Source organism: Pseudomonas sp. HOU2 (assembly GCF_040729435.1).
Taxonomy (GTDB): Bacteria; Pseudomonadota; Gammaproteobacteria; order Pseudomonadales; family Pseudomonadaceae; genus Aquipseudomonas.
In genome coordinates this window covers 3,229,307-3,248,240 of the sequence record NZ_CP160398.1, presented here as the reverse complement: position 1 = coordinate 3,248,240, position 18,934 = coordinate 3,229,307, and the positions used below count along the sequence as shown (strand labels likewise).

Sequence of the window (18,934 nt, the reverse complement as noted above, 5' to 3'; positions counted from 1 at the left end):
GATCTGCCAACCATGAAACTCGACGCCTTTGATCGCAAAATTCTCGCCGCCCTGCAGCGCAACGGACGCTTGAGCAACGTCGAGTTGGCGGACGAGATCGGCCTGTCGGCGTCACCGTGCCTGCGCCGGGTTCGGATGCTGGAGGAGGCCGGGGTGATTCGCGGTTACCAGGCCAACCTGGATCGCGATGAGGTAGGGTTGGGGCTGACGGTGTTTGTCGGGGTCAAGGTCGAGCGCCACAACGATGAGCAGGCCGAAGCCTTTTACGCAGCGGTCACGGCGCTGCCGGAGGTGATCTCGGCCTTCCTGGTGTCGGGGGAGTCGGACTTTCTGTTGCAGGTAGTGGTGCCGGATTTGCGCGCGTATGACCGCTTTCTCAGCGGCTGCCTGCTGAAGCTGCCGGGCGTGAGCGACATTCGCAGCAACTTTGCGATTCACACGGTGAAGACGCCGGGGGCGTTGCCGTTGGGGCATTTGCCGCTGTAGACCGAGTCGTCTTGATCGCGAGCAGGCTCACTCCCACATTTGAGCGCAGTCCTCCAGCAGAAACACGGTCAACTGTGGGAGCTGGCTTGCCAGCGATAGCGATGTGTCAGCGACCGCAACGGTTACAGGACTGACGCCATCGCTGGCAAGCCAGCTCCCACAGGGTTTGGGTGACCATCTACATCTACATCTACATCTACATCTACATCTACATCTACATCTACATCTACATCTGCGTTGCCATCCCCTCGACATTCATGGCCGCCTGACGCAGCGCCTCGGAGCGGGTCGGGTGCGGATGGCAGGTCAGCGCAATGTCTTCGGCTGAGGCGCTGAACTCCATGGCCACGCAGTATTCACCGATCATTTCGCTGACACTCGGACCGACCAGGTGCACGCCGAGCACTTCATCCGTGCGTTCATCGGCAAGGACTTTGGCAAAGCCTTCGGTTTCATGGTTGATCTTCGCCCGGCTGTTGGCGGTGAAGGGGAATTTGCCGACCTTGTAGGCGCGGCCTTCGGCCTTGAGCTGCTCTTCGGTCTTGCCGACGCTGGCCAGCTCGGGCCGGGTGTAGATGACGTTGGGAATCAGCTCGTAGTTGACCTCGCCGGCCTTGCCGACAATCTGTTCAACACAGGCCATCGCTTCGTCTTCGGCCTTGTGCGCGAGCATCGGGCCGGAGGTTACGTCACCGATCACCCACACGCCCGGCGCCTCGGTGCGGTGCTGGCGGTTGGCAAGCATGCCGCGCTTGTCGGTGCTCAGGCCGACATTCTCCAGGCCCAGGCCTTTGGTGTACGGACGCCGGCCGATGGCGACCAGCACGTAGTCGGCTTCGAGCAATTCAGCGTTGCCACCGGCGGCGGGTTCGACGCTGAGCTGCACGCCATTGGCCGAACTCGTGGCGCTGGTAACTTTGGAACTTAGCTTGAAGCTGATGCCTTGCTTGCTCAGCGAGCGTTGCAAGGTTTTACCGGCCTCGCCATCAACACCCGGGCAGATGCGGTCGAGGTATTCGACCACGGTCACCTGGGCGCCGAGGCGGCGCCAGACTGAGCCCAGCTCCAGGCCGATCACCCCGGCGCCGATCACCACCAGATGCTTGGGCACTTCACTCAGCGACAGCGCGCCGGTGGAGTCGAGAATGCGCTGGTTGTCGATCTCGACGCCGGGCAGGGGCGTGGGTTCGGAGCCGGTGGCGATGATGATGTCCTTGGCGCTCAGTTCGGTCTTGTTGCCTTGCTCGTCGGTCACCATGACTTTGCCCGGACCATCGATGCGGCCCCAGCCCTTGATCCAGTCGACCTTGTTCTTGCGAAACAGAAACTCGATGCCTTTGGTCAGGCCGTTCACGCTTTCGTCTTTCTGTTTCATCATTTGCGCGAGGTTGAGCGTGGGTTTGACTTCGATGCCGAGGTTGGCGAATTCCGCACCCATTGCCGCGTCGTACAGCTCCGAAGCATGTAGCAAGGCCTTGGACGGCATGCAACCGAGGTTAAGGCAGGTGCCGCCGAGGGTGGCGCGTCCTTCCACGCACGCGGCTTTCAGGCCCAGCTGGCCGGCGCGGATCGCCGCGTTATAACCACCGGGGCCGCCGCCCAGAATGACCACGTCGTAGTTGCTCATGCTGTTGCTCCAGGTTGGGAATACCGATCGCTGAAAATAGTAGGCGAATAAAATTACGAACGTAATATGTGCGTTTCCGGACATTTCGGTCAAGGCTTCAGCTAAGCGACAGGTGGCGCATCTTTAGATAAGCGAATTTGTGTACGAATATTTCACGGCTTTCGTTATATCGTAACGAATAAGCCGATGAATCCAAGGTGTTGGGGTGATATGCAAGTCGATCTGGATGTCGATGGCACGCAAGTGACCGGGTTGCCACGCTTTCAACAAGCGGCCGCGCAGGGGCGACGATTGCGCCGCCTGGCCATTGGTCTCGGCGCATTGGCCGGGGCAGGGTGGGTGCTGGCGATGTTTGTCGGGTTGTTTGCCGCGCAATCGATCTGGCCGGCGCTGCTGGTGAATCTGGGTGCGGCGTTGCTGGTGCTGGTCGCCGGCCTGCAGTCGGCATGGTGGGTGACGCAATGGCGTGCGCGAGTCATGCATCCGCTCGCCCACGAGCCGTTGAGCGAAGTCGAGCCAACGCCAGCTGACGGCTGGTACGAGCGGCTGCTGGAGCGTCTGAGTCAGCGCAGTTTGCATTTGCTGGGGCAGATCGGCGCGGCCACGCTGTGGCTGGGCGGGTGGTCGGTGCTGGTGATGATCGGCATCGAACAGGTCTGGAATCTGGCGTTACCGCCCGCTGCGGTGGGGCTGTCGGCCACGGTGGGCGCCGCACTGATGTTGCTGTTGGGTTTTGGCTTGCTGGTGCTGGAGCGGCAATTGGCTCAGGAGAATCCGGCGCAATGGCCGGAAGCCGGATCGCTTGCGCAACTGTCGCGCGTTGCGATCATCAGTCTGGTAGTGGGCGCGTTATGCCTGTTATTTGCCAGCGAGGCTTCCGTGTGGCCAGTGCGCCTTGCGGTGCTGATCGGAATCTTGCCGGGATTGGTCGCGATCGAGTTGCTATTGCGCGCAGTTCTGTCGGTTTTCAGCCCCCGGCGCGAGCAGCTCGAACCGACCCTGCTGGCGCGCAGTTTTGTCGCCGACATGCTGCGTTGGCCGCCCCAACCGCTGCTCGCCTTGCAGCATGAATTGCACAATCGCTTCGGCATTGATCTGCGCCAGATCTGGGCGTTCAGCTACATGCGTCGCGCCTTTCTGCCGGTGCTGGCGCTGGTGGCTGCCGTCGGTTGGTTGCTGACCGGTATCCACGAAATCCCGTTGCAAGGGCGCGGTATCTACGAACGTTTCGGCAAACCGGTGCAAGTGTTCGGCCCCGGATTGCACGCCGGTTTGCCATGGCCGCTGGGTCGGGTGCTCATCGTCGAGAACGGCGTGGTGCATGAATTGGCAACCAGCGTCGGTGATGCGCCTGCGCCGACCCAGGCCGAGCCCGCCGAAGGCGCGGCGCCAATGAGCGCCAACCGCTTGTGGGATGCCAGCCACGTCAACGACAAATCCCAGGTGATCGCCAGCAGTCGTGGCGATCAGCAGAGCTTTCAGATCGTCAACATGGACGTGCGCTTCGTCTATCGCATCGGCCTGCGGGATCAGGACGCCTTGGCGGCGACCTACAACAACGCTGATGTGCCGACGCTGATCCGCAGCACAGCGAGTCGGATTCTGGTGCACGATTTTGCCTCGCGCACCCTCGACGGTTTGCTCGGTGCTGACCGGGTAGGGCTGGGCGAAGAAATCGGTCGTGCGGTGCAAGGCGATCTGCAGAAGCTCAACAGCGGTGTGGAGATTCTCGCCACGGTGGTCGAAGCGATTCATCCGCCCGCCGGTGCTGCCAATGCTTACCACAGCGTGCAAGCAGCACAGATCGGCGCGCAGGCGTTGATCTCCCGTGAGCGCGGCGCTGCGGCAGAAGCCAGTAATCAGGCGCAGTTGCAGGCCAGTCTCGCCCGCGATCAGGCCAGTGCCAGCGCCCGTGAAATCAATGCGACGGCGCAGGCGGCAGACCTGAAGTTCAGCGCTGAGCAGAAAGCTTATGCCAGCGCTGGCCAGGCATTCGTGCTCGAGCAATATCTGAGTCAGCTCAGCCTGGGTCTGAGCAAGGCCAAATTGTTGGTACTCGACCACCGTTTAGGCGGCAGCAGCAATGCGCCGACCATCGACCTGCGTACGTTCACGCTGCCGGCTGATCCGACGCCTGCGCGCACCACCGCTCAACCAGGAGTTGCCCCTTGAATCAGTCGCACATTCACGATTCCCATGACCACAGTGGCCATGATCATGGCCATGCCGGGCATCACCACCATCATGGGCATCATCACCATCACCACGGTGCGCCGGAAGAGGCGGGGCCATTCCCGTGGCGGCGGATGGGCTGGGCGCTGTTGCTGGTGGCGTTCGCCATCGCGGCAGCAAGCCTGGTGCAAGTGCGCTCGGGCGAGGCCACGGTCATCACCCGTTTCGGTAATCCGTCTCGAGTGTTGCTTGAGCCGGGTTTGAGCTGGCGCTGGCCGGCGCCCTTCGAAGCGGCGATCCCGGTGGATTTGCGCCTGCGCACTACTTCCAGCGGTTTGCAGGATGTCGGCACTCGCGACGGTTTGCGCATCATCGTTCAGGCCTACGTGGCGTGGCAGGTGCAGGGCGACCCGGACAACGTGCAACGTTTCATGCGTGCGGTGCAGAATCAGCCGGACGAAGCGGCGCGGCAGATTCGCACCTTTGTCGGCTCCGCGCTGGAAACCACCGCCAGCAGTTTTGATTTGGCGGATCTGGTAAATACCGATGCCAGCAAAGTGCGTATCGCCGATTTCGAAGCGCAACTGCATCAGCAGATCGATCAGCAACTGCTTGCCACTTACGGTGTGCGCGTGGTGCAGGTGGGTGTCGAGCGTCTGACCTTGCCTTCGGTGACGCTCACGGCCACGGTCGACCGGATGCGCGCCGAGCGTGAAACAATCGCCACCGAACGCACCGCCATCGGCAAGCGGGAAGCTGCGCAAATTCGTTCTGCTGCCGAGCGCGATGCACGAATTGTTCAGGCGGACGCGACAGTTAAAGCAGCAGAAATCGAAGCGCAATCCCGAGTCGAAGCGGCGCAAATTTATGGGCGTGCCTACGCTGGGTCGCCGCAGTTGTACAACCTGCTGCGCTCGCTGGACACCTTGGGCACTATCGTTACGCCGGATACCAAGCTGATTCTGCGCACCGACGCTGCGCCGTTTCGGGTACTGGTGGACGGCCCGCCGAATGTCGAAAACAAATCTGGATCGCAGCCATGAGTGATGAAGTTCCACGTGGAACACATTCGCTGAGCAGTCCGTGGATTCAAGCCGGACGCCTGGCGTTTTTTGCCTTGTACGCGGTCACGGTGTTGGCCGCGTTGGCGTGGGCGTTTTCCAATGTGCGGCAGATCGATCCACAAAATCGCGCCGTGGTTCTGCACTTTGGCGCACTGCAACGCATCCAGAATGCCGGGCTGTTGTTGGCCTGGCCGCAGCCGTTCGAGCAGGTGGTTTTGCTGCCGGCAGCGGATCGGGTGATTGAGCGTCGAGTGGAAAACCTGCTGCGCAGCAGTGAGGCGATCAAGGCTGATCGTGTGGCAACCTTCGCCACTCCGCTGAGCGATGCGTTGGCCGGTTCCGGCTATTTGCTGACCGGCGACGCCGGCGTGGTGCAACTGGATGTGCGGGTGTTTTACAAAGTCACCGATCCCTATGACTTCGTCCTGCAGGGTGATCATGTGCTGCCGGCACTGGATCGGCTGGTCACCCGCAGCGCCGTGGCTTTGACTGCTGCCCGGGATCTGGACACTATTCTGGTCGCGCGGCCCGAGTTGATCGGCGCCGACAATCAGGCAGCCGAGCGCCGCGAACGCCTGCGTGGTGATCTGGTGCAAGGCATCAACAAACGCCTGGCGGAACTGAAGGCGGGTGGGCAGGGCATCGGCATCGAGGTGGCGCGGGTCGACGTGCAGTCGAGTCTGCCGGACCCTGCGGTCAGCGCCTTCAATGCGGTATTGACCGCCAGTCAGCAAGCCGACAAAGCCGTCGCCAATGCACGCACCGAGGCGGAAAAACTCACCCAGACCGCGAACGAGCAAGCCGACCGCACGCTGCAAGTGGCCCACGCACAGGCAGGCGAACGCTTGGCCAAAGCCTCTGCCGACACCGCCACGGTAATGAGCCTGGCCAAGGCGCAGCAACAGGGCACCGACCCGCAGATGCTCCTGCGTCTGTACCGCGAACGCATGCCGAAGATCCTCGGCCAGGCCGGGTCAGTGACCACGGTCGATCCGAAAGACGATTCCCGCCTGATCATTCAGGGAGCCAGTAAATGACTGCGACCACTGCCGCACCGAGCCTGCTGTCCTCGGCCGAACAACGCCGCGCTGCACGGCAATTGACCCTGGCGATGCTTGCCCTCGGCTTGCTCGGCCTTGGCCTGATCTGGCGCTGGCTGGTACCGGAGCAAACCGGTGTCAGTCAGTTGCTGTTGGGTTTCGCCTCTTTATTGGTGGCGGTGCCGGTGATGCGTTCGGCGTGGTACAGCCTGCGTTATCCGAGCCTGCACGGCATCACCGATCAACTGATTGCGCTGGCGATGCTCGGTGCCTGGGCGACCGGGGATCTGCTGACGGCCGCGCTGCTGCCGATCATCATGATTTTCGGCCACGTGCTGGAAGAGCGCAGCGTGATCGGTTCGCAGGAAGCGATCCACGCCCTCGGCCAGTTGACCCGCAGCCACGCGCGCAAGATTCAGGCGGACGGTTCGATCATCGAAGTCGATAACGGCACGCTCAAACCCGGCGACACGGTAGAGGTGCGCGCCGGTGATCGGGTGCCAGCGGATGGCCGGGTGTTGTTCGGCCAGGCCAGCCTCGATACGGCATCGATCACCGGCGAGTCGGTGCCGGTGGAAACGGCGGTGGGCATGACGGTATTCGGCGGCGCGATCAACCTCGACGGCTTGCTGCGTATTGAGGTGACCCGCACCGGCGATCAATCGACGCTGGGTAAGGTCATCGCACTGATGCAGAACGCCGAACGCTCGAAGCCACCCATCACCCGTTTGCTTGAACGTTATGCCGGCAGCTACATGGTGCTGGTGTTGTTGCTGGCGGCGGTGACCTGGTTTGTCACCCATGATGCGCAGGCGATGCTCGCGGTGCTGGTAGCCGCATGTCCTTGCGCCTTGGTGCTGTCGGCACCGGCCACGGCAATTGCCGGAGTGGCGGTCGCGGCGCGCCACGGCATTCTGATCCGCAGTTCGGCGTTTCTTGAAGAGCTGGCCGATCTCACCTCGCTGGTGGTCGACAAGACTGGCACGCTGACGTACGGGACCTTGCGTTTGCAATCGGTCAGCAGCCCGCGTCTGGATCAGGCCTCGGTGATGGCTCTGGCCGCCAGTCTCGGCGCGGCCAGCAGTCATCCTGTCAGCCGGGCGTTGGCGGGGTTAGTCAGTCAAGAGCAGAGCCTGCCGCTGACGGACATTCACGAGCGCCAGGGTCTGGGTGTCGTGGCCATGACCGCGCAGGGTGAGGCGGCGCTGGGGCGTCCCGAACTGTTCGCGCAACTGGGCATCGTCACCACCAACGTTCCCGAGCACGACGGGCCGATTGCCGGGCTGGCGTTAAACGGCGAGTTTGTCGCCTGGCTGTTGCTGGCCGACAGCGTCAAACCGGAAGCGCGCTTTGCCCTCGCTGAATTGCGCGAACTGGGGCTGGGTCGCCAGCTGCTGCTGACCGGCGACCGCCAGAGTGTTGCGCAGACCCTGGCCTGCGAGGTCGGCCTGCAAGAGGTGGAAGCGCAAGCGCTGCCCGAGGACAAGCTCAACCGCGTGCTCAAGGAAATCGACAACGGTTTCCGGCCAATGGTGGTGGGTGACGGCATCAATGATTCGCTGGCGCTCAAGGCCGGTGTGGTGGGTGTGGCGATGGGCGCAGGCGGTGCCGACATTGCCCTGGCTTCGGCGGATATCGTCCTGATCGGCAGTGACCTGCGCCGCCTCGGCACCTGTGTGCGCCTGAGCCGCCAGTGCCGCAAGACCTTGCAGGTCAACGTGATCATCGGTCTGGGCTGGACGCTGGCGATTGTCGTCTTCGCCGCCTTCGGCTGGCTTGGTGCTGCCGGGGCGATGATTGCAGCGTTGCTGCACAACCTCAGTACATTACTGGTGTTGGGCAACGCCGGGCGCTTGCTGCGGTTTCAGGAACCGTTGTTGAAGCTTCAGGACTAGCTCACGCAATTTTGCGAACTGTCGAGGCGCAAAGCAGTCATCTGTGTAGGTGCTCTTGCCCGGGGCGCACTGGCGCCCTTGGGCGATCGCGGCTTATAGGGGCGGACTATCAAATCGATAGCCTGCTATTTTTCAAGGATGGTCTACCCTCAGATCTGACGTCTGAAACAAGGGGGATTTTCCATGCTCGCGCAACTTCCACCGGCCTTGCAGAATTTGCAGCTTCCACTTCGCCTGCGACTCTGGGACGGCCATGAGTTCAATCTGGGCCCGGCGCCCAGCGTAACCATCGTGGTCAAGGACCCGACGATGGTCACCCAGTTCACCCATCCAAGCCTAGACGCGCTGGGGGCGGCGTTCGTCGAAGGCAAGCTTGAACTGGAGGGCTCGATCAGCGAAGTCATCCGGGTTTGCGACGAACTGAGCAGTGCCTTGCTCGACGAAGATGAAGGCGCCCAGCCTGTGCGAGCGGTGCACGACAAGGAAACCGACGCCAAAGCCATTTCTTATCACTACGACCTGTCCAACGAGTTCTACCAGCTCTGGCTAGACAGCGACATGGCGTATTCCTGCGCCTATTTTGAAACCGGCAGTGAAACCCTCGAGCAAGCGCAACAGGCCAAGTTCCGGCACCTGTGTCGCAAGCTGCGTCTGCAGCCCGGCGACTACCTGCTGGATGTCGGCTGCGGTTGGGGTGGGCTGGCGCGTTTTGCGGCGCGGGAGTTTGGCGCCAAAGTGTTCGGCATTACCCTGAGCAAGGAACAACTGGCACTGGCCCGCGAGCGCGTCAAAGCCGAGGGCCTGGAAGACCAGGTCGAACTGCAACTGCTCGACTACCGCGATCTGCCGCAGGACGGGCGCTTCGACAAGGTAGTCAGCGTTGGCATGTTCGAACACGTCGGCCACGCCAACCTCGCCGAATATTGCAACGTCCTGTTTGGTGCGGTGAAAGAGGGCGGTCTGGTGATGAACCATGGCATCACCGCCAAACACACCGATGGTCGCCCGGTCGGGCGTGGCGCTGGGGATTTCATCGAGAAATATGTATTCCCCAATGGCGAGCTGCCGCATCTGGCAATGATCTCGGCCGAGATCAGTGAAGCAGGCCTGGAAATTGTCGACGTCGAAAGCCTGCGTCTGCATTACGCGCGCACGCTGGACCACTGGAGCGAGCGGCTGGAAGACAACCTCGAAGCTGCGGCGAAAATGGTGCCTGAGCAGGCGCTGCGCATCTGGCGCCTGTATCTGGCCGGATGTGCTTACGCCTTCGCGCGGGGCTGGATCAATCTGCACCAGATTCTGGCAGTGAAAGCGCACGCCGATGGCAGCCATGAGTTGCCTTGGACGCGGGACGACATCTATCACCCGTAATGCCTGAACGCCTCTCTCCCGCTGTGGGGAGAGGCGCCGTTCAGAGAATCGGGGAAATCAGCCGGGCGATCCGCATGCCGAGCTGTTGCAGGCGGTGGATCTCCCGGCTTTCCTCTTTGGCGACTTCGTAAGCTTGCTCGAAGTCGGCGTTGAGCATCTGTTCCACGCTGGCGGCGAAGTCGCTGTCGACGGTCAGCAACATCACTTCGAAATTCAGCCGGAACGAACGGTTATCCAGATTGGCGCTACCGATGGCGCTGATTTCGCTGTCGATCAACACCACTTTCTGATGCAGGAAACCCGGTTCGTAGCGGAACACGCGCACGCCGGCGCGCACCGCTTCGAAGGCATACAGGCTGGACGCGGCGTAGACGATGCGGTGATCGGGGCGCGATGGCAGCAGCAGACGCACGTCGACGCCGCGCAGCACCGCCAGACGCAACGCGGCGAAGACTGCTTCGTCGGGAATGAAGTACGGGCTGGTGATCCACACGCGCTCGGTCGCTGCGTGGATCGCTTCGACGAAGAACAGCGAGCAGGTTTCGTAAGCGTCGGCGGGGCCGCTTGCCAGCAACTGGCAGAGCACGCCGTCCTCCGGGTAAACGTCTGGCAGGATCAGCGGCGGCAAAGTCCGTGCGGCCCAGAACCAGTCCTCGGCAAACGACTCCTGCATGCAGGCCACCACCGGCCCGCGCACTTGCACGTGGGTATCGCGCCAGGGCGCCAGCGGCGGCTTCTCGCCCATGTACTCATCGCCGACGTTGTGCCCACCGACAAAGCCGAGCACGCCATCGACCACGACGATTTTGCGGTGGTTGCGGAAATTCACCTGGAAGCGATTGAGCCAGCCGCTGCGCGTGGCGAAGGCTTTGACCTCGACACCGCCGTCGCGCAACGCCTGCACGAAGCTATGGGGCAGGGCGTGGCTGCCGATCCGGTCGTAGAGCAGATGGATCGCCACGCCTTCGGCGGCTTTTTTCAGCAACAGGTCGCGCAGGCGCTGCCCGAGGCGGTCGTCATGAATGATGAAAAACTGCACCAGTACGGCTTCGCGCGCTTGATCGATGGCACGGAAAATCGCCTCGAAGGTCGCGTGGCCATTCACCAGCAGCTGTACTTCGTTGTTTGCCAGGCACGGCATACGACCCAATTTGGGCATGGCGCGCAGTGAGGCGTAGGCGTTGGATGCACGGGCGGTGAGGGCCTCTTCGACCCACGGGCGCCAGTTCAGCTCGGAGATCGCCTGGCGCATCTGTTCGTTGGCCTGACGGCGTGCCTTGATGTAGCCGTCGAAGGTGCTGCGGCCGAATACCAGATAAGGGATGAGCGTCAGGTAGGGAATGAAAATAAGCGACAATGCCCAGGCGATCGAGCCTTGGGCGGTGCGTACGGTCAGCACCGCGTGGATGGCGGCGATCAAGCCGAGGCTATGTATCAGGGCGATCAGATAACCGAAAATGTGCGGTCCGAAATAATCCATGGGGCAGCCTTGCTCCTGAAGACTCAATGCGTAACAGACCATGTTCCGAGGCGAATGTCGCTATTTAATTGGTGCATGAACCGAAGCAACCGGCCGACGTCTAACGGCCACTACTGATCAGGAGTTTTTTTCGATGAACGTTCGTCTGCTGGGTTTGGCGCTGGGCCTGGGTTTGGCAATGCCGCTGGTTGCGCAGGCGCAAATGCTGCAGCCGGGGCTATGGGAAATGACCTCGAGCAACGTCAAGGTCGATGACCAGCCCATGGATGTGCAATCGATCCTTGGCCAGTTGCAAGGCCAGATGACTCCGCAACAACGTGCGGCGCTGGAAAAGAACGGGATCAACATCGGCGGCAAGGGCATCCGTGCCTGCCTGACGCCGCAACAAGTGGCGACCAACGATATTCCGCTGGCCGATCCGCAATCGGGCTGCAAACAGCAGATCACCGAGCGCACCGGCAACCAGTGGAAATTCCGCTTCAGCTGCCCGAAAGCGCAAGGCACGGGTGTCGCGACGTTCCTCAGTGATCGTGAGTTCACCACCGTGGCCAACGGCACGTTCAATGCCATCGGCATTAACCAGAAGGGCAGCTTGGAAACCCGTGCGGTGTGGTTGGGTCAGGATTGCGGCACTGTGAAGCCGAGGGCTTAAAAGCTTCGCGAGCAAGCCCGCTCCCACAGGGACAAGGTGATTCCTGTGGGAGCGAGCCTGCTCGCGAAGGCGTCTTGGTTGTCACCGCATAAATCGCAACGCCAGCCCCTGGCATCCTTCGTTGATACGCCGCTCCCGCCAGGCAATCTGCCCCGACACCAACGTTGTATTCACCCGATAGCGGAAAGTCTTGTCAGCAAACGGCGTCCACCCGCACTGCGACAGGATCGGTTGCCGCGACACCTCCAGAGCCGCTGGCTCAACCAGCACCAGATCCGCCCAATACCCCTCCCGCAAATAACCTCGATCCGGAATCGCAAACAGATCCGCCACCCGATGGCTGGTCTTCGCCACCAGCGTGGTGATCGGCAGCATGCCATCGGCCACCAGTTCCAGCATCGCCGGCAAGGCGTGCTGCACCAGCGGCAAGCCGGCAGGCGCTTCGGCATACGGGCGCTGCTTTTCTGCCCAGGTATGCGGTGCGTGATCGCTGCCGATGACGTCCAGTCGGTTACTCAGCAGCGCCGCGCGCAGGGCGTCGCGGTCGGTTTGGGTCTTGATCGCAGGATTGCATTTGATCAGGTTGCCGAGGGCCGGATAGTCGCGGTCATCGAATAGCAGATGATGCAGGCAGACTTCAGCCGTGATGTGTTTCTGGGCGAGCGGCTTGTCCTCGAACAACTCGAGTTCGCGAGCAGTGGTCAGGTGCAAAACGTGCAGGCGGGTGCCGTGACGTCTGGCCAGTTCCACCGCCAGCGAAGAGGAGCGGTAGCAAGCCTCGGCATCACGAATCAGTGCATGGATATTCGCCGGCAGGTGGTCGCCGTGGAGTTCGCGCAGACGTGCTGCATTGGCCTCGATGCTCGGTGTGTGTTCGCAATGGGCCAGCAGGATCGTCGGCACTACGGCGAACAGACGCTCGAGAGTTTTCGGGTCATCCACCAACATGTTGCCAGTGGACGCGCCCATGAACACTTTGACCCCGGCCACTTCGCAGGGATTGAGTGCGGCGACGGTGTCGAGGTTGTCCTGACTGACACCGAAGTGGAAGCCATAATTGGCCACGGAGTTAATCGCCGCCCGGCGTTTTTTATCCGCCAGCGCTTCCAGGGTCAGGGTGGCCGGTCGGGTGTTGGGCATGTCCATGAAACTGGTGATGCCGCCCGCCACCGCAGCGCGCGACTCGCTATGAATACTGCCCTTGGCCGGCGACCCCGGTTCGCGAAAATGCACCTGGTCATCAATCATCCCCGGCAACAGCCATTGACCTTGGGCGTCGATTTCCACGCGGGCATTTTCACCCTCGATGCTGCGCGCAATCTTGACGATACGGCCATGACTGACCAGCAGATCGCCATCGTACTCGCGTCCTTCGTTGACCAGTCTGGCATTGCGAATCAGCACACTGCTCATGGTTCAGAACTCGTTTTGCAAGGCTTTGTAACCGCGCACCAGATCGACGTTGGTGCGCGCCACGTCTTCGGAAAACTCCGAGGCGCTGACACTCACTGGCGGGAACTGCGAGAGGTCGGTGTTGGGGCCGATGCGGGTGGTGGAGGGCACGTAAAACGCGTCCGGCAAATCTCGGCCGTCGACTACCGAGTTGTGTCGAACCACACAGCCGTCACCGACCACACAATTGAACAGCACGCTATTGAAGCCAATGAACACCCGGTCGCCGACCTTGCACGGACCATGCACGATCGAGCGGTGTGCGATCGAGGTGAATTCGCCGATGGTTACTGCCGCGCCGGATTTGGAGTGAATCACCACGCCGTCCTGGATATTCGAATTGGCGCCGATGGTGATCGGCTCCATCGTGCCCGAAGCGTCTACTTCGTCAGCACGGATCACCGCGTAGGGGCCGACGAAGACGTTCTCACCGATGACCACCTTGCCGCAGATGATCGCGGTTTTATCGACGTAGGCCGACTCGGCAATGTGCGGCAAATCGCCGGAAGGGTTTTTGCGAATCATGGTTGGCTCAGCGCGTCGTAAAGGGTGTTGAGGTTGTATCGAAACAAGCCGGCAAAGGTGCTGGCCGGGCCACTGGCGGCGAGGGCATCGGAGTACAACGTGCCGCCAATGTGCGCGCCGCTTTCTTCGGCGATCTGCTTGAGCAGGCGCGCGTCCTTGATGTTTTCCATGAACACCGCTTTGACCTTGGCCTGACGGATCTGGGTGATCAGCGCAGCGACTTCGGCAGCCGAAGGTTCGCGCTCGGTGGACAGACCTTGCGGCGCCATGAAGTCGATGCCGTAGGCCTGACCGAGATAACCGAAGGCATCGTGGCTGGTGACAATCTTGCGATTGCCCGGCGGCAGTGAACCGAGCTTGGCCTTGGCTTCGGCGAGCAGGGCGTAGATCTGTTTCAGGTAGGTCTGACTGTTGCGTTGGTAGTCGGCCTTGTTCGCCGGATCGGCGGCGATCAGTGCCTTGGTGATATTGGCGACATACAACTCGGTGTTGGCCAGGTTGTGCCAGGCGTGCGGGTCGGGAATGGTCTCGCCATCCTCATCCAGCGATCGAGGAATCACACCACGGCTGGCACTGACGACCGTGGCTTTTGTCTCGGTGCTGGTCACCAGACGATCAAGCCATGGTTCGAAACCGAGGCCGTTCTTGATGATCAGTTTGGCTTTGAGCAGCGCTTTGGCATCGTCCGGTGTCGGTTCATAGGTGTGCGCGTCGGCGTCCGGGCCGACCATATTGGTGATCTGGATATGCTCGCCACCCACTTGGTGAACCATGTCGGCGAGGATGCTGAAGCTGGTGACCACGGGCAATTTTTCCGCCGCCGACAACGACATCGAGAGCAGCAGGCTGAACAATACGAGTAAAGCGCGCATCGGGAAACACCTCATGGGGATGTGAGCAAAGGCGGGCGGCGCAGCAAACCGTGCACCGGCCCGAACACGACCGACAGCAGATAACCGATCCCCGCGACCAGCACGATGGCCGGACCACTGGGCAGCGAGTAGTAGAACGAGATCAACAATCCGCACCACACCGACAGGCAGCCGATGAGCGCCGAGATCGCAATCAGGGCAGGCAGGCGACGACTCCAGAACCGCGAAGCGGCGGCGGGCAGCATCATCAGGCCGACCACCATCAAGGCGCCGATGGCCTGGAAACCGATCACCAGATTCAGTACCACCAATGTCAGGAACACACCGTGGGCGAGCGGGCCGAGCCGGCTGACGGTTTGTAGGAACAACGGGTCGAGGGTGTCGAGCAGCAGCGGTTTGTAGATCAGGGCCATGGCGGCTAGGCTCAGTCCCGACACCCACAACATGCCGTTGAGGGTTGGGCCGTCGACGGCGAGCGCTGAGCCGAACAGCAAGTGCAGCAGATCCAGACGCTTGCCGGCGATGCCAAGAATCAGCACGCCACTGGCGAGCGAGATCGGGTAGATCGCAGCGAGGCTGGCGTCTTCGCGCAGACCGGTGCGGCGGGTAATCCAGGCGGCCAGTCCGGCCATGCCCAGCCCGGCACCCAGACCACCGAAGGTCAACGCGGGGAGACTCAGACCGGCGAACCAGAAGCCCAATGCCGCGCCGGGAAGGATGCCGTGGGCGACGGCGTCACCGATCAGGCTCATGCGCCGCAGGATCAGGAACACACCGAGCGGCGCTGTGCTACAGGCCAATACCAGTCCACCGAGCAGCGCTCGGCGCATAAACACGAACTCGCTGAACGGTTGCCAGAGGTGGGCGACGGTAAGCATCAGGCCACCTGCATATCGGGTGTTTGCTGGATCAGTTCGGTACTGGGTCCGAACACGCATTCGCGGTTTTTGATCAGCAGGGTCTGCGGGATGTGTTGGCGGACAGCGGCGAGGTCATGGCAGACCACCAGCAGTGTCCGTCCTTCGGAGTGCCAGGCGTGGATGTGTTGCCAGAGCAATTGTTGGCCCAGTTCATCGAGTGCGGCGTGGGGTTCGTCAAGGAGCAGCAATGGGGCGTCGGTCAGACTCAAGCGGGCGAGCAGGGCGCGTTGCAACTCGCCACCGGAGAGGGCCATCAGCGGACGCTGTTCCAGACCGCTAAGGTGCCAATTTTCCAGTGCGTTGACGAGTCGTTGCGTGCGCAGTTGCGTCGACAGTCGACGGCCCCAGAAACCCGCGGCCACCAGCTCTTCGAGGCTGATGGGGAACTGTCGGTCGAGGTGTTGCTGTTGCGGCAGGAACGCCAAACCGCCCTGACGTGAAACACCCAGTGCGACCTTTCCCGATAACGGCTCCTGCAATCCGGCGATGACTTTCAACAGGCTGCTCTTACCGCAGCCGTTGGCGCCGATGATGGCGCCGAGGCTGCCGTGTTCCAGCGATAGGGTCAGTGGCGAAGTCAGTGGTTGGCCGGGTGCGCCCCAACTCAGGGTGTGGCAACGGATCATTCGAGTTCTCGATGCCAGTGGCTTTCGGCGACCGCGTCGTGGGCGTGCAGGCTTTCGGCGTGGATCACTCGCAGGTGGAATCCACTCACCCCGGGGGAGCGACGCAGGGCCAGGTTGAGTCGTCGCGCGGCGTCTTCGCAGAACATCAGGTTCTGCCCATTGGCTAACGCGAAGGCTTGCTCGTCGGCACGTTTCACGGCGGTTTGCACGGCGGTGCCGAGCGCCGCTTCGGCGTCATTGATGATCACACTCAGGGGAAGCTCGTCGATGAACTCGTCGAGATGCATGTGCAGATGCGCGGTGCTGCGTTGGCTGTGCGGGGTGGCGACAATGCCTTGGCTTGATCCAAGCCAGGTCAAAACTTCGGCATGGTGCAGTGGCTTGTTGGCGAAGTCATCGATGAATTGCTGCTGAATCAACTGCCGCGCCAAAGCTGCTGAGCACGGGCAAGTTGAGGAGTAGGGCACCTCAATTTTCAGTTCCACGTGGAACACTTTGTTTTTCAGGCTCGCAGAAATGCTCACTGGGTAGCTCTTCCAGCCGGCTAGAGGGCTGACTAACGCAGGCCTTTTCAGCAGCACTTCGCAGTGGATTTTCAGGTAGGCGCCGTTGGATAAACCATCATGGCTGGCCAGAAAATCCTCGAGAACCTGGCGTAACAGGGAGGGAGATAGGTCCTGCCGCTCAAGTGTCGCCAGTGCGAGATACAGCCGCGACATGTGAATACCGCGCGCCTCGCCATCATCGAGACTCACGCCTGCATCAGCTTTTGCGCCCAGACGTTGACCTTGCAATAAAACAGGCAGAGCAATGCCGCACATTCCCACCCAATCAAGCGGTAATGCCTGGCGAGCGGCTTGAGTCGCAATATCCGGAAGTGTCAGCGAATTCATGTTCGGGACCATCGTGTTGATTGAATTAGATGTTACATTATAACAATTCAAATCACGATGCCTTTTTCATGAACAGGCTTTCACATGCACAGACGTCATCTGCTCAGTCTACTTCTGGCCAGCACGGCCTTGGCTTTTCCCTTCACCGTTTCGGCTGCGCAAATTCGCAATGCGCGCCTATGGCGTTCGGATGACAAGCTGAGATTGGTCTTCGATCTTAGCGGTCCGGTGCGCTACAAAACCTTTTCGCTGAGCTCTCCAGAACGCTTGATCATCGACCTTCCCGGGGCGAGTTTGAGTGGCGATTTCGGTCGATTAGCGCTGGCCGATACCGCGATTCGCGCCATTCGCTCAGGGCATTTTGGTCAGGGGAATACACGGATCGTTCTCGATCTGAACCATCCGGTGCTATTGAACAGCTTCCTTTTGGCGCCTCAAGATGGCCAAGGACACCGTTTGGTGCTTGATCTGGTAAACGCCAAACAGGCATCAAGTCCGGCAATGGTTCCACGTGAAACACCCTCGAATCAGGCTCACCCCAAGCGCGACATCATCGTTGTCGTTGATCCCGGGCACGGCGGGAAAGACCCAGGCGCGGTTGGCGCCAAGGGTGAGCGGGAAAAAGATGTGGTTCTTGCCATCGCCCAGTTGCTCGCCAAACGCCTGAAAAAGGAGAAAGGCTTCGACGTCAAACTGGTGCGCAATGACGACTTCTTCGTGCCGCTTCGCAAGCGTGTGGACATCGCACGTCAGCACAAGGCCGACATGTTTATCTCGGTACACGCCGATGCGGCACCGCGTCTGACGGCGTCGGGAGCGTCGGTATATTGCCTGTCCGAAGGTGGGGCGACGTCAGCGACTGCACGCTTCATGGCGCAACGGGAGAACGGCGCGGACCTGCTTGGTGCGACCAGCCTGCTCAATCTCAAAGACAAGGATCCGATGCTCGCGGGCGTGATCCTCGACATGTCGATGAGCGCCACCATCGCCGCGAGCCTGCAACTCGGCAGCACCGTTCTCAGCAGTCTGGCGGGTATTACCACGCTGCATCAGAAGCGCGTGGAACAGGCAGGATTTGCCGTCTTGAAGTCGCCGGATGTGCCATCGATTCTGGTGGAAACCGGCTTCATTTCCAACGCCCGTGACCGCCAGCGCCTAGTCACGCCACGACATCAGCGAGCTGTGGCTGATGGTCTGTTTGAAGGATTGCAGCGTTACTTCCAGAAGAATCCGCCAGCAGATAGCTACATCGCTTGGCAGCAGGAGCAGCAAAAAGCGCAGGTTTAGCAGCCGGTGATTCGGCTGCAGGTGAATTTGGCGCTACTGCCGCCAGAGCTGGAAAAGCGATTGATCGTCGTCCAGCCGACGCGACGGGTGTAGCCGACCCAGGCTTCGCCGTCAGAGGCGATCCCGGTGAAGAACGTCAGTTGTCCGAAGCGACTGTTGGTCTGCGCCCAGTAGCGTTTGCCTTCCTTTTCAAATCCTCGCAGATAAATCGTGGTGCCCACCGTGTTCACGCTGTAGGCATTGCCCTGCGCATCGATGCAGGCCAGCAGATTGGCGCTGCGTGTGCAGTGGGCGAGCGCGGGAATTTGCCCCCATGCGTTGGCCCCGGACAGCAGCGCGAGACTCAGTAGCGAGCATTTCAAAGCAGTTTTCATCGCGGTTCCCGATGGGCAGATTGCGTGCAGCTTTCAGCGCTTTATCAGTTTCGGCAAGAGCGGGTCTGGCTTATTTATATTGTTATACTATAACATTAAATTGAATTAGGCCTGAGCTCGTCGATTTCAAGCGTCTGCTTCTGTCATATCGCTGTTTTGAAGCTATAGAACGCGCTGCGCTACGCCAAGACAGGCCAA

The 18,934-nt window shown here is 61.1% G+C and carries 17 protein-coding genes; 8 read left to right on the top strand and 9 right to left on the bottom strand.

The genetic code is table 11. The features are described from left to right. Positions 1 to 12: 12 nt before the first annotated feature. Complete coding sequence (locus tag ABV589_RS14660; protein WP_007960832.1) at positions 13 to 486, top strand: Lrp/AsnC family transcriptional regulator; 474 nt, start codon at positions 13 to 15, stop codon at positions 484 to 486. 226 nt (positions 487 to 712) lie between these two features. Here the strand turns inward: ABV589_RS14660 and lpdA are convergent, their stop codons facing one another. Continuing rightward, positions 713 to 2,113, bottom strand: a complete 1,401-nt coding sequence (gene lpdA, locus ABV589_RS14655) for a dihydrolipoyl dehydrogenase (RefSeq protein ID WP_367082172.1) — start codon at positions 2,111 to 2,113, stop codon at positions 713 to 715. A 210-nt stretch (positions 2,114 to 2,323) separates the two neighbouring features. Between lpdA and ABV589_RS14650 the strand changes: the two genes are divergently transcribed. The 5 genes from ABV589_RS14650 to cfaB all read left to right on the top strand — a co-directional run bounded on the left by ABV589_RS14650 (position 2,324) and on the right by cfaB (position 9,655). After that, positions 2,324 to 4,285 (top strand): protease modulator HflK, encoded by a 1,962-nt coding sequence (locus ABV589_RS14650; RefSeq protein WP_367082170.1) that lies wholly within the window; start codon positions 2,324 to 2,326, stop codon positions 4,283 to 4,285. Continuing rightward, positions 4,282 to 5,328: a protease modulator HflC gene (locus ABV589_RS14645; protein WP_367082169.1), complete on the top strand. Its 1,047-nt coding sequence runs from the start codon at positions 4,282 to 4,284 to the stop codon at positions 5,326 to 5,328. The genes ABV589_RS14650 and ABV589_RS14645 overlap by 4 nt, the downstream gene beginning before the upstream one ends. Then, complete coding sequence (locus ABV589_RS14640) at positions 5,325 to 6,386, top strand: protease modulator HflK (RefSeq protein ID WP_367082167.1); 1,062 nt, start codon at positions 5,325 to 5,327, stop codon at positions 6,384 to 6,386. The genes ABV589_RS14645 and ABV589_RS14640 overlap by 4 nt, the downstream gene beginning before the upstream one ends. After that, positions 6,383 to 8,284, top strand: a complete 1,902-nt coding sequence (locus ABV589_RS14635) for a heavy metal translocating P-type ATPase (RefSeq protein ID WP_367082165.1) — start codon at positions 6,383 to 6,385, stop codon at positions 8,282 to 8,284. Before ABV589_RS14640 ends, ABV589_RS14635 begins: the two co-directional genes overlap by 4 nt. Before the next feature lie 183 nt (positions 8,285 to 8,467). After that, positions 8,468 to 9,655 (top strand): C17 cyclopropane fatty acid synthase CfaB, encoded by a 1,188-nt coding sequence (gene cfaB, locus ABV589_RS14630; protein ID WP_367082163.1) that lies wholly within the window; start codon positions 8,468 to 8,470, stop codon positions 9,653 to 9,655. Between the two features lie 40 nt (positions 9,656 to 9,695). Here cfaB and cls read toward each other — a convergent pair whose 3' ends face one another. Next, on the bottom strand, positions 9,696 to 11,135 hold the full coding sequence (gene cls / locus ABV589_RS14625; RefSeq protein WP_367082161.1) for a cardiolipin synthase: 1,440 nt from the start codon (positions 11,133 to 11,135) through the stop codon (positions 9,696 to 9,698). A gap of 133 nt (positions 11,136 to 11,268) precedes the next feature. Between cls and ABV589_RS14620 the strand changes: the two genes are divergently transcribed. After that, positions 11,269 to 11,787 carry a DUF3617 domain-containing protein gene (locus ABV589_RS14620; RefSeq protein ID WP_007960849.1) on the top strand — a complete coding sequence of 173 codons (519 nt, stop codon included), beginning with the start codon at positions 11,269 to 11,271 and terminating at the stop codon, positions 11,785 to 11,787. Positions 11,788 to 11,868: 81 nt separating this feature from the next. Here the strand turns inward: ABV589_RS14620 and ABV589_RS14615 are convergent, their stop codons facing one another. The 6 genes from ABV589_RS14615 to folE2 are packed head-to-tail and all read right to left on the bottom strand — an operon-like array spanning position 11,869 to position 17,075. After that, entirely contained in the window at positions 11,869 to 13,200 is a 1,332-nt protein-coding gene (locus ABV589_RS14615; RefSeq protein ID WP_367082159.1) for a dihydroorotase, read from the bottom strand. A gap of 3 nt (positions 13,201 to 13,203) precedes the next feature. Further along, on the bottom strand, positions 13,204 to 13,764 hold the full coding sequence (locus ABV589_RS14610; RefSeq protein WP_367082157.1) for a DapH/DapD/GlmU-related protein: 561 nt from the start codon (positions 13,762 to 13,764) through the stop codon (positions 13,204 to 13,206). After that, a complete protein-coding gene (locus ABV589_RS14605) occupies positions 13,761 to 14,636 on the bottom strand; it encodes a metal ABC transporter substrate-binding protein (RefSeq protein ID WP_367082155.1) in 876 nt (291 codons plus the stop codon). The genes ABV589_RS14610 and ABV589_RS14605 overlap by 4 nt, the downstream gene beginning before the upstream one ends. Positions 14,637 to 14,647: 11 nt before the next feature. Then, positions 14,648 to 15,514, bottom strand: a complete 867-nt coding sequence (locus ABV589_RS14600; protein WP_367082153.1) for a metal ABC transporter permease — start codon at positions 15,512 to 15,514, stop codon at positions 14,648 to 14,650. Then, positions 15,514 to 16,182 carry an ATP-binding cassette domain-containing protein gene (locus tag ABV589_RS14595; RefSeq protein ID WP_367082151.1) on the bottom strand — a complete coding sequence of 223 codons (669 nt, stop codon included), beginning with the start codon at positions 16,180 to 16,182 and terminating at the stop codon, positions 15,514 to 15,516. Before ABV589_RS14595 ends, ABV589_RS14600 begins: the two co-directional genes overlap by 1 nt. Next, positions 16,179 to 17,075: a GTP cyclohydrolase FolE2 gene (folE2, locus tag ABV589_RS14590; RefSeq protein WP_367082149.1), complete on the bottom strand. Its 897-nt coding sequence runs from the start codon at positions 17,073 to 17,075 to the stop codon at positions 16,179 to 16,181. The genes ABV589_RS14595 and folE2 overlap by 4 nt, the downstream gene beginning before the upstream one ends. Before the next feature lie 84 nt (positions 17,076 to 17,159). On the opposite strand from folE2, the gene ABV589_RS14585 reads away from it, so the two are divergent. Beyond that, on the top strand, positions 17,160 to 18,362 hold the full coding sequence (locus ABV589_RS14585; protein ID WP_367082147.1) for an N-acetylmuramoyl-L-alanine amidase: 1,203 nt from the start codon (positions 17,160 to 17,162) through the stop codon (positions 18,360 to 18,362). On the opposite strand, the gene ABV589_RS14580 is transcribed toward ABV589_RS14585, so the two are convergent. Beyond that, complete coding sequence (locus tag ABV589_RS14580; protein WP_367082146.1) at positions 18,359 to 18,736, bottom strand: glutamine synthetase; 378 nt, start codon at positions 18,734 to 18,736, stop codon at positions 18,359 to 18,361. The genes ABV589_RS14585 and ABV589_RS14580 overlap by 4 nt on opposite strands. Positions 18,737 to 18,934 lie beyond the last annotated feature (198 nt).

What these genes read in the sequence shown, in the direction of transcription:
- ABV589_RS14580 (WP_367082146.1), bottom strand. Translation starts at nt 18,736, where the DNA reads ATGAAAACTGCTTTGAAATGCTCGCTACTGAGTCTCGCGCTGCTGTCC.
- ABV589_RS14605 (WP_367082155.1), bottom strand. Translation starts at nt 14,636, where the DNA reads ATGCGCGCTTTACTCGTATTGTTCAGCCTGCTGCTCTCGATGTCGTTG.
- cls (WP_367082161.1), bottom strand. Translation starts at nt 11,135, where the DNA reads ATGGATTATTTCGGACCGCACATTTTCGGTTATCTGATCGCCCTGATA.
- ABV589_RS14650 (WP_367082170.1), top strand. Translation starts at nt 2,324, where the DNA reads ATGCAAGTCGATCTGGATGTCGATGGCACGCAAGTGACCGGGTTGCCA.
- cfaB (WP_367082163.1), top strand. Translation starts at nt 8,468, where the DNA reads ATGCTCGCGCAACTTCCACCGGCCTTGCAGAATTTGCAGCTTCCACTT.
- ABV589_RS14585 (WP_367082147.1), top strand. Translation starts at nt 17,160, where the DNA reads ATGCACAGACGTCATCTGCTCAGTCTACTTCTGGCCAGCACGGCCTTG.
- folE2 (WP_367082149.1), bottom strand. Translation starts at nt 17,075, where the DNA reads ATGAATTCGCTGACACTTCCGGATATTGCGACTCAAGCCGCTCGCCAG.
- ABV589_RS14600 (WP_367082153.1), bottom strand. Translation starts at nt 15,514, where the DNA reads ATGCTTACCGTCGCCCACCTCTGGCAACCGTTCAGCGAGTTCGTGTTT.
- ABV589_RS14615 (WP_367082159.1), bottom strand. Translation starts at nt 13,200, where the DNA reads ATGAGCAGTGTGCTGATTCGCAATGCCAGACTGGTCAACGAAGGACGC.
- ABV589_RS14610 (WP_367082157.1), bottom strand. Translation starts at nt 13,764, where the DNA reads ATGATTCGCAAAAACCCTTCCGGCGATTTGCCGCACATTGCCGAGTCG.
- ABV589_RS14660 (WP_007960832.1), top strand. Translation starts at nt 13, where the DNA reads ATGAAACTCGACGCCTTTGATCGCAAAATTCTCGCCGCCCTGCAGCGC.
- ABV589_RS14635 (WP_367082165.1), top strand. Translation starts at nt 6,383, where the DNA reads ATGACTGCGACCACTGCCGCACCGAGCCTGCTGTCCTCGGCCGAACAA.
- ABV589_RS14595 (WP_367082151.1), bottom strand. Translation starts at nt 16,182, where the DNA reads ATGATCCGTTGCCACACCCTGAGTTGGGGCGCACCCGGCCAACCACTG.
- ABV589_RS14620 (WP_007960849.1), top strand. Translation starts at nt 11,269, where the DNA reads ATGAACGTTCGTCTGCTGGGTTTGGCGCTGGGCCTGGGTTTGGCAATG.
- lpdA (WP_367082172.1), bottom strand. Translation starts at nt 2,113, where the DNA reads ATGAGCAACTACGACGTGGTCATTCTGGGCGGCGGCCCCGGTGGTTAT.
- ABV589_RS14640 (WP_367082167.1), top strand. Translation starts at nt 5,325, where the DNA reads ATGAGTGATGAAGTTCCACGTGGAACACATTCGCTGAGCAGTCCGTGG.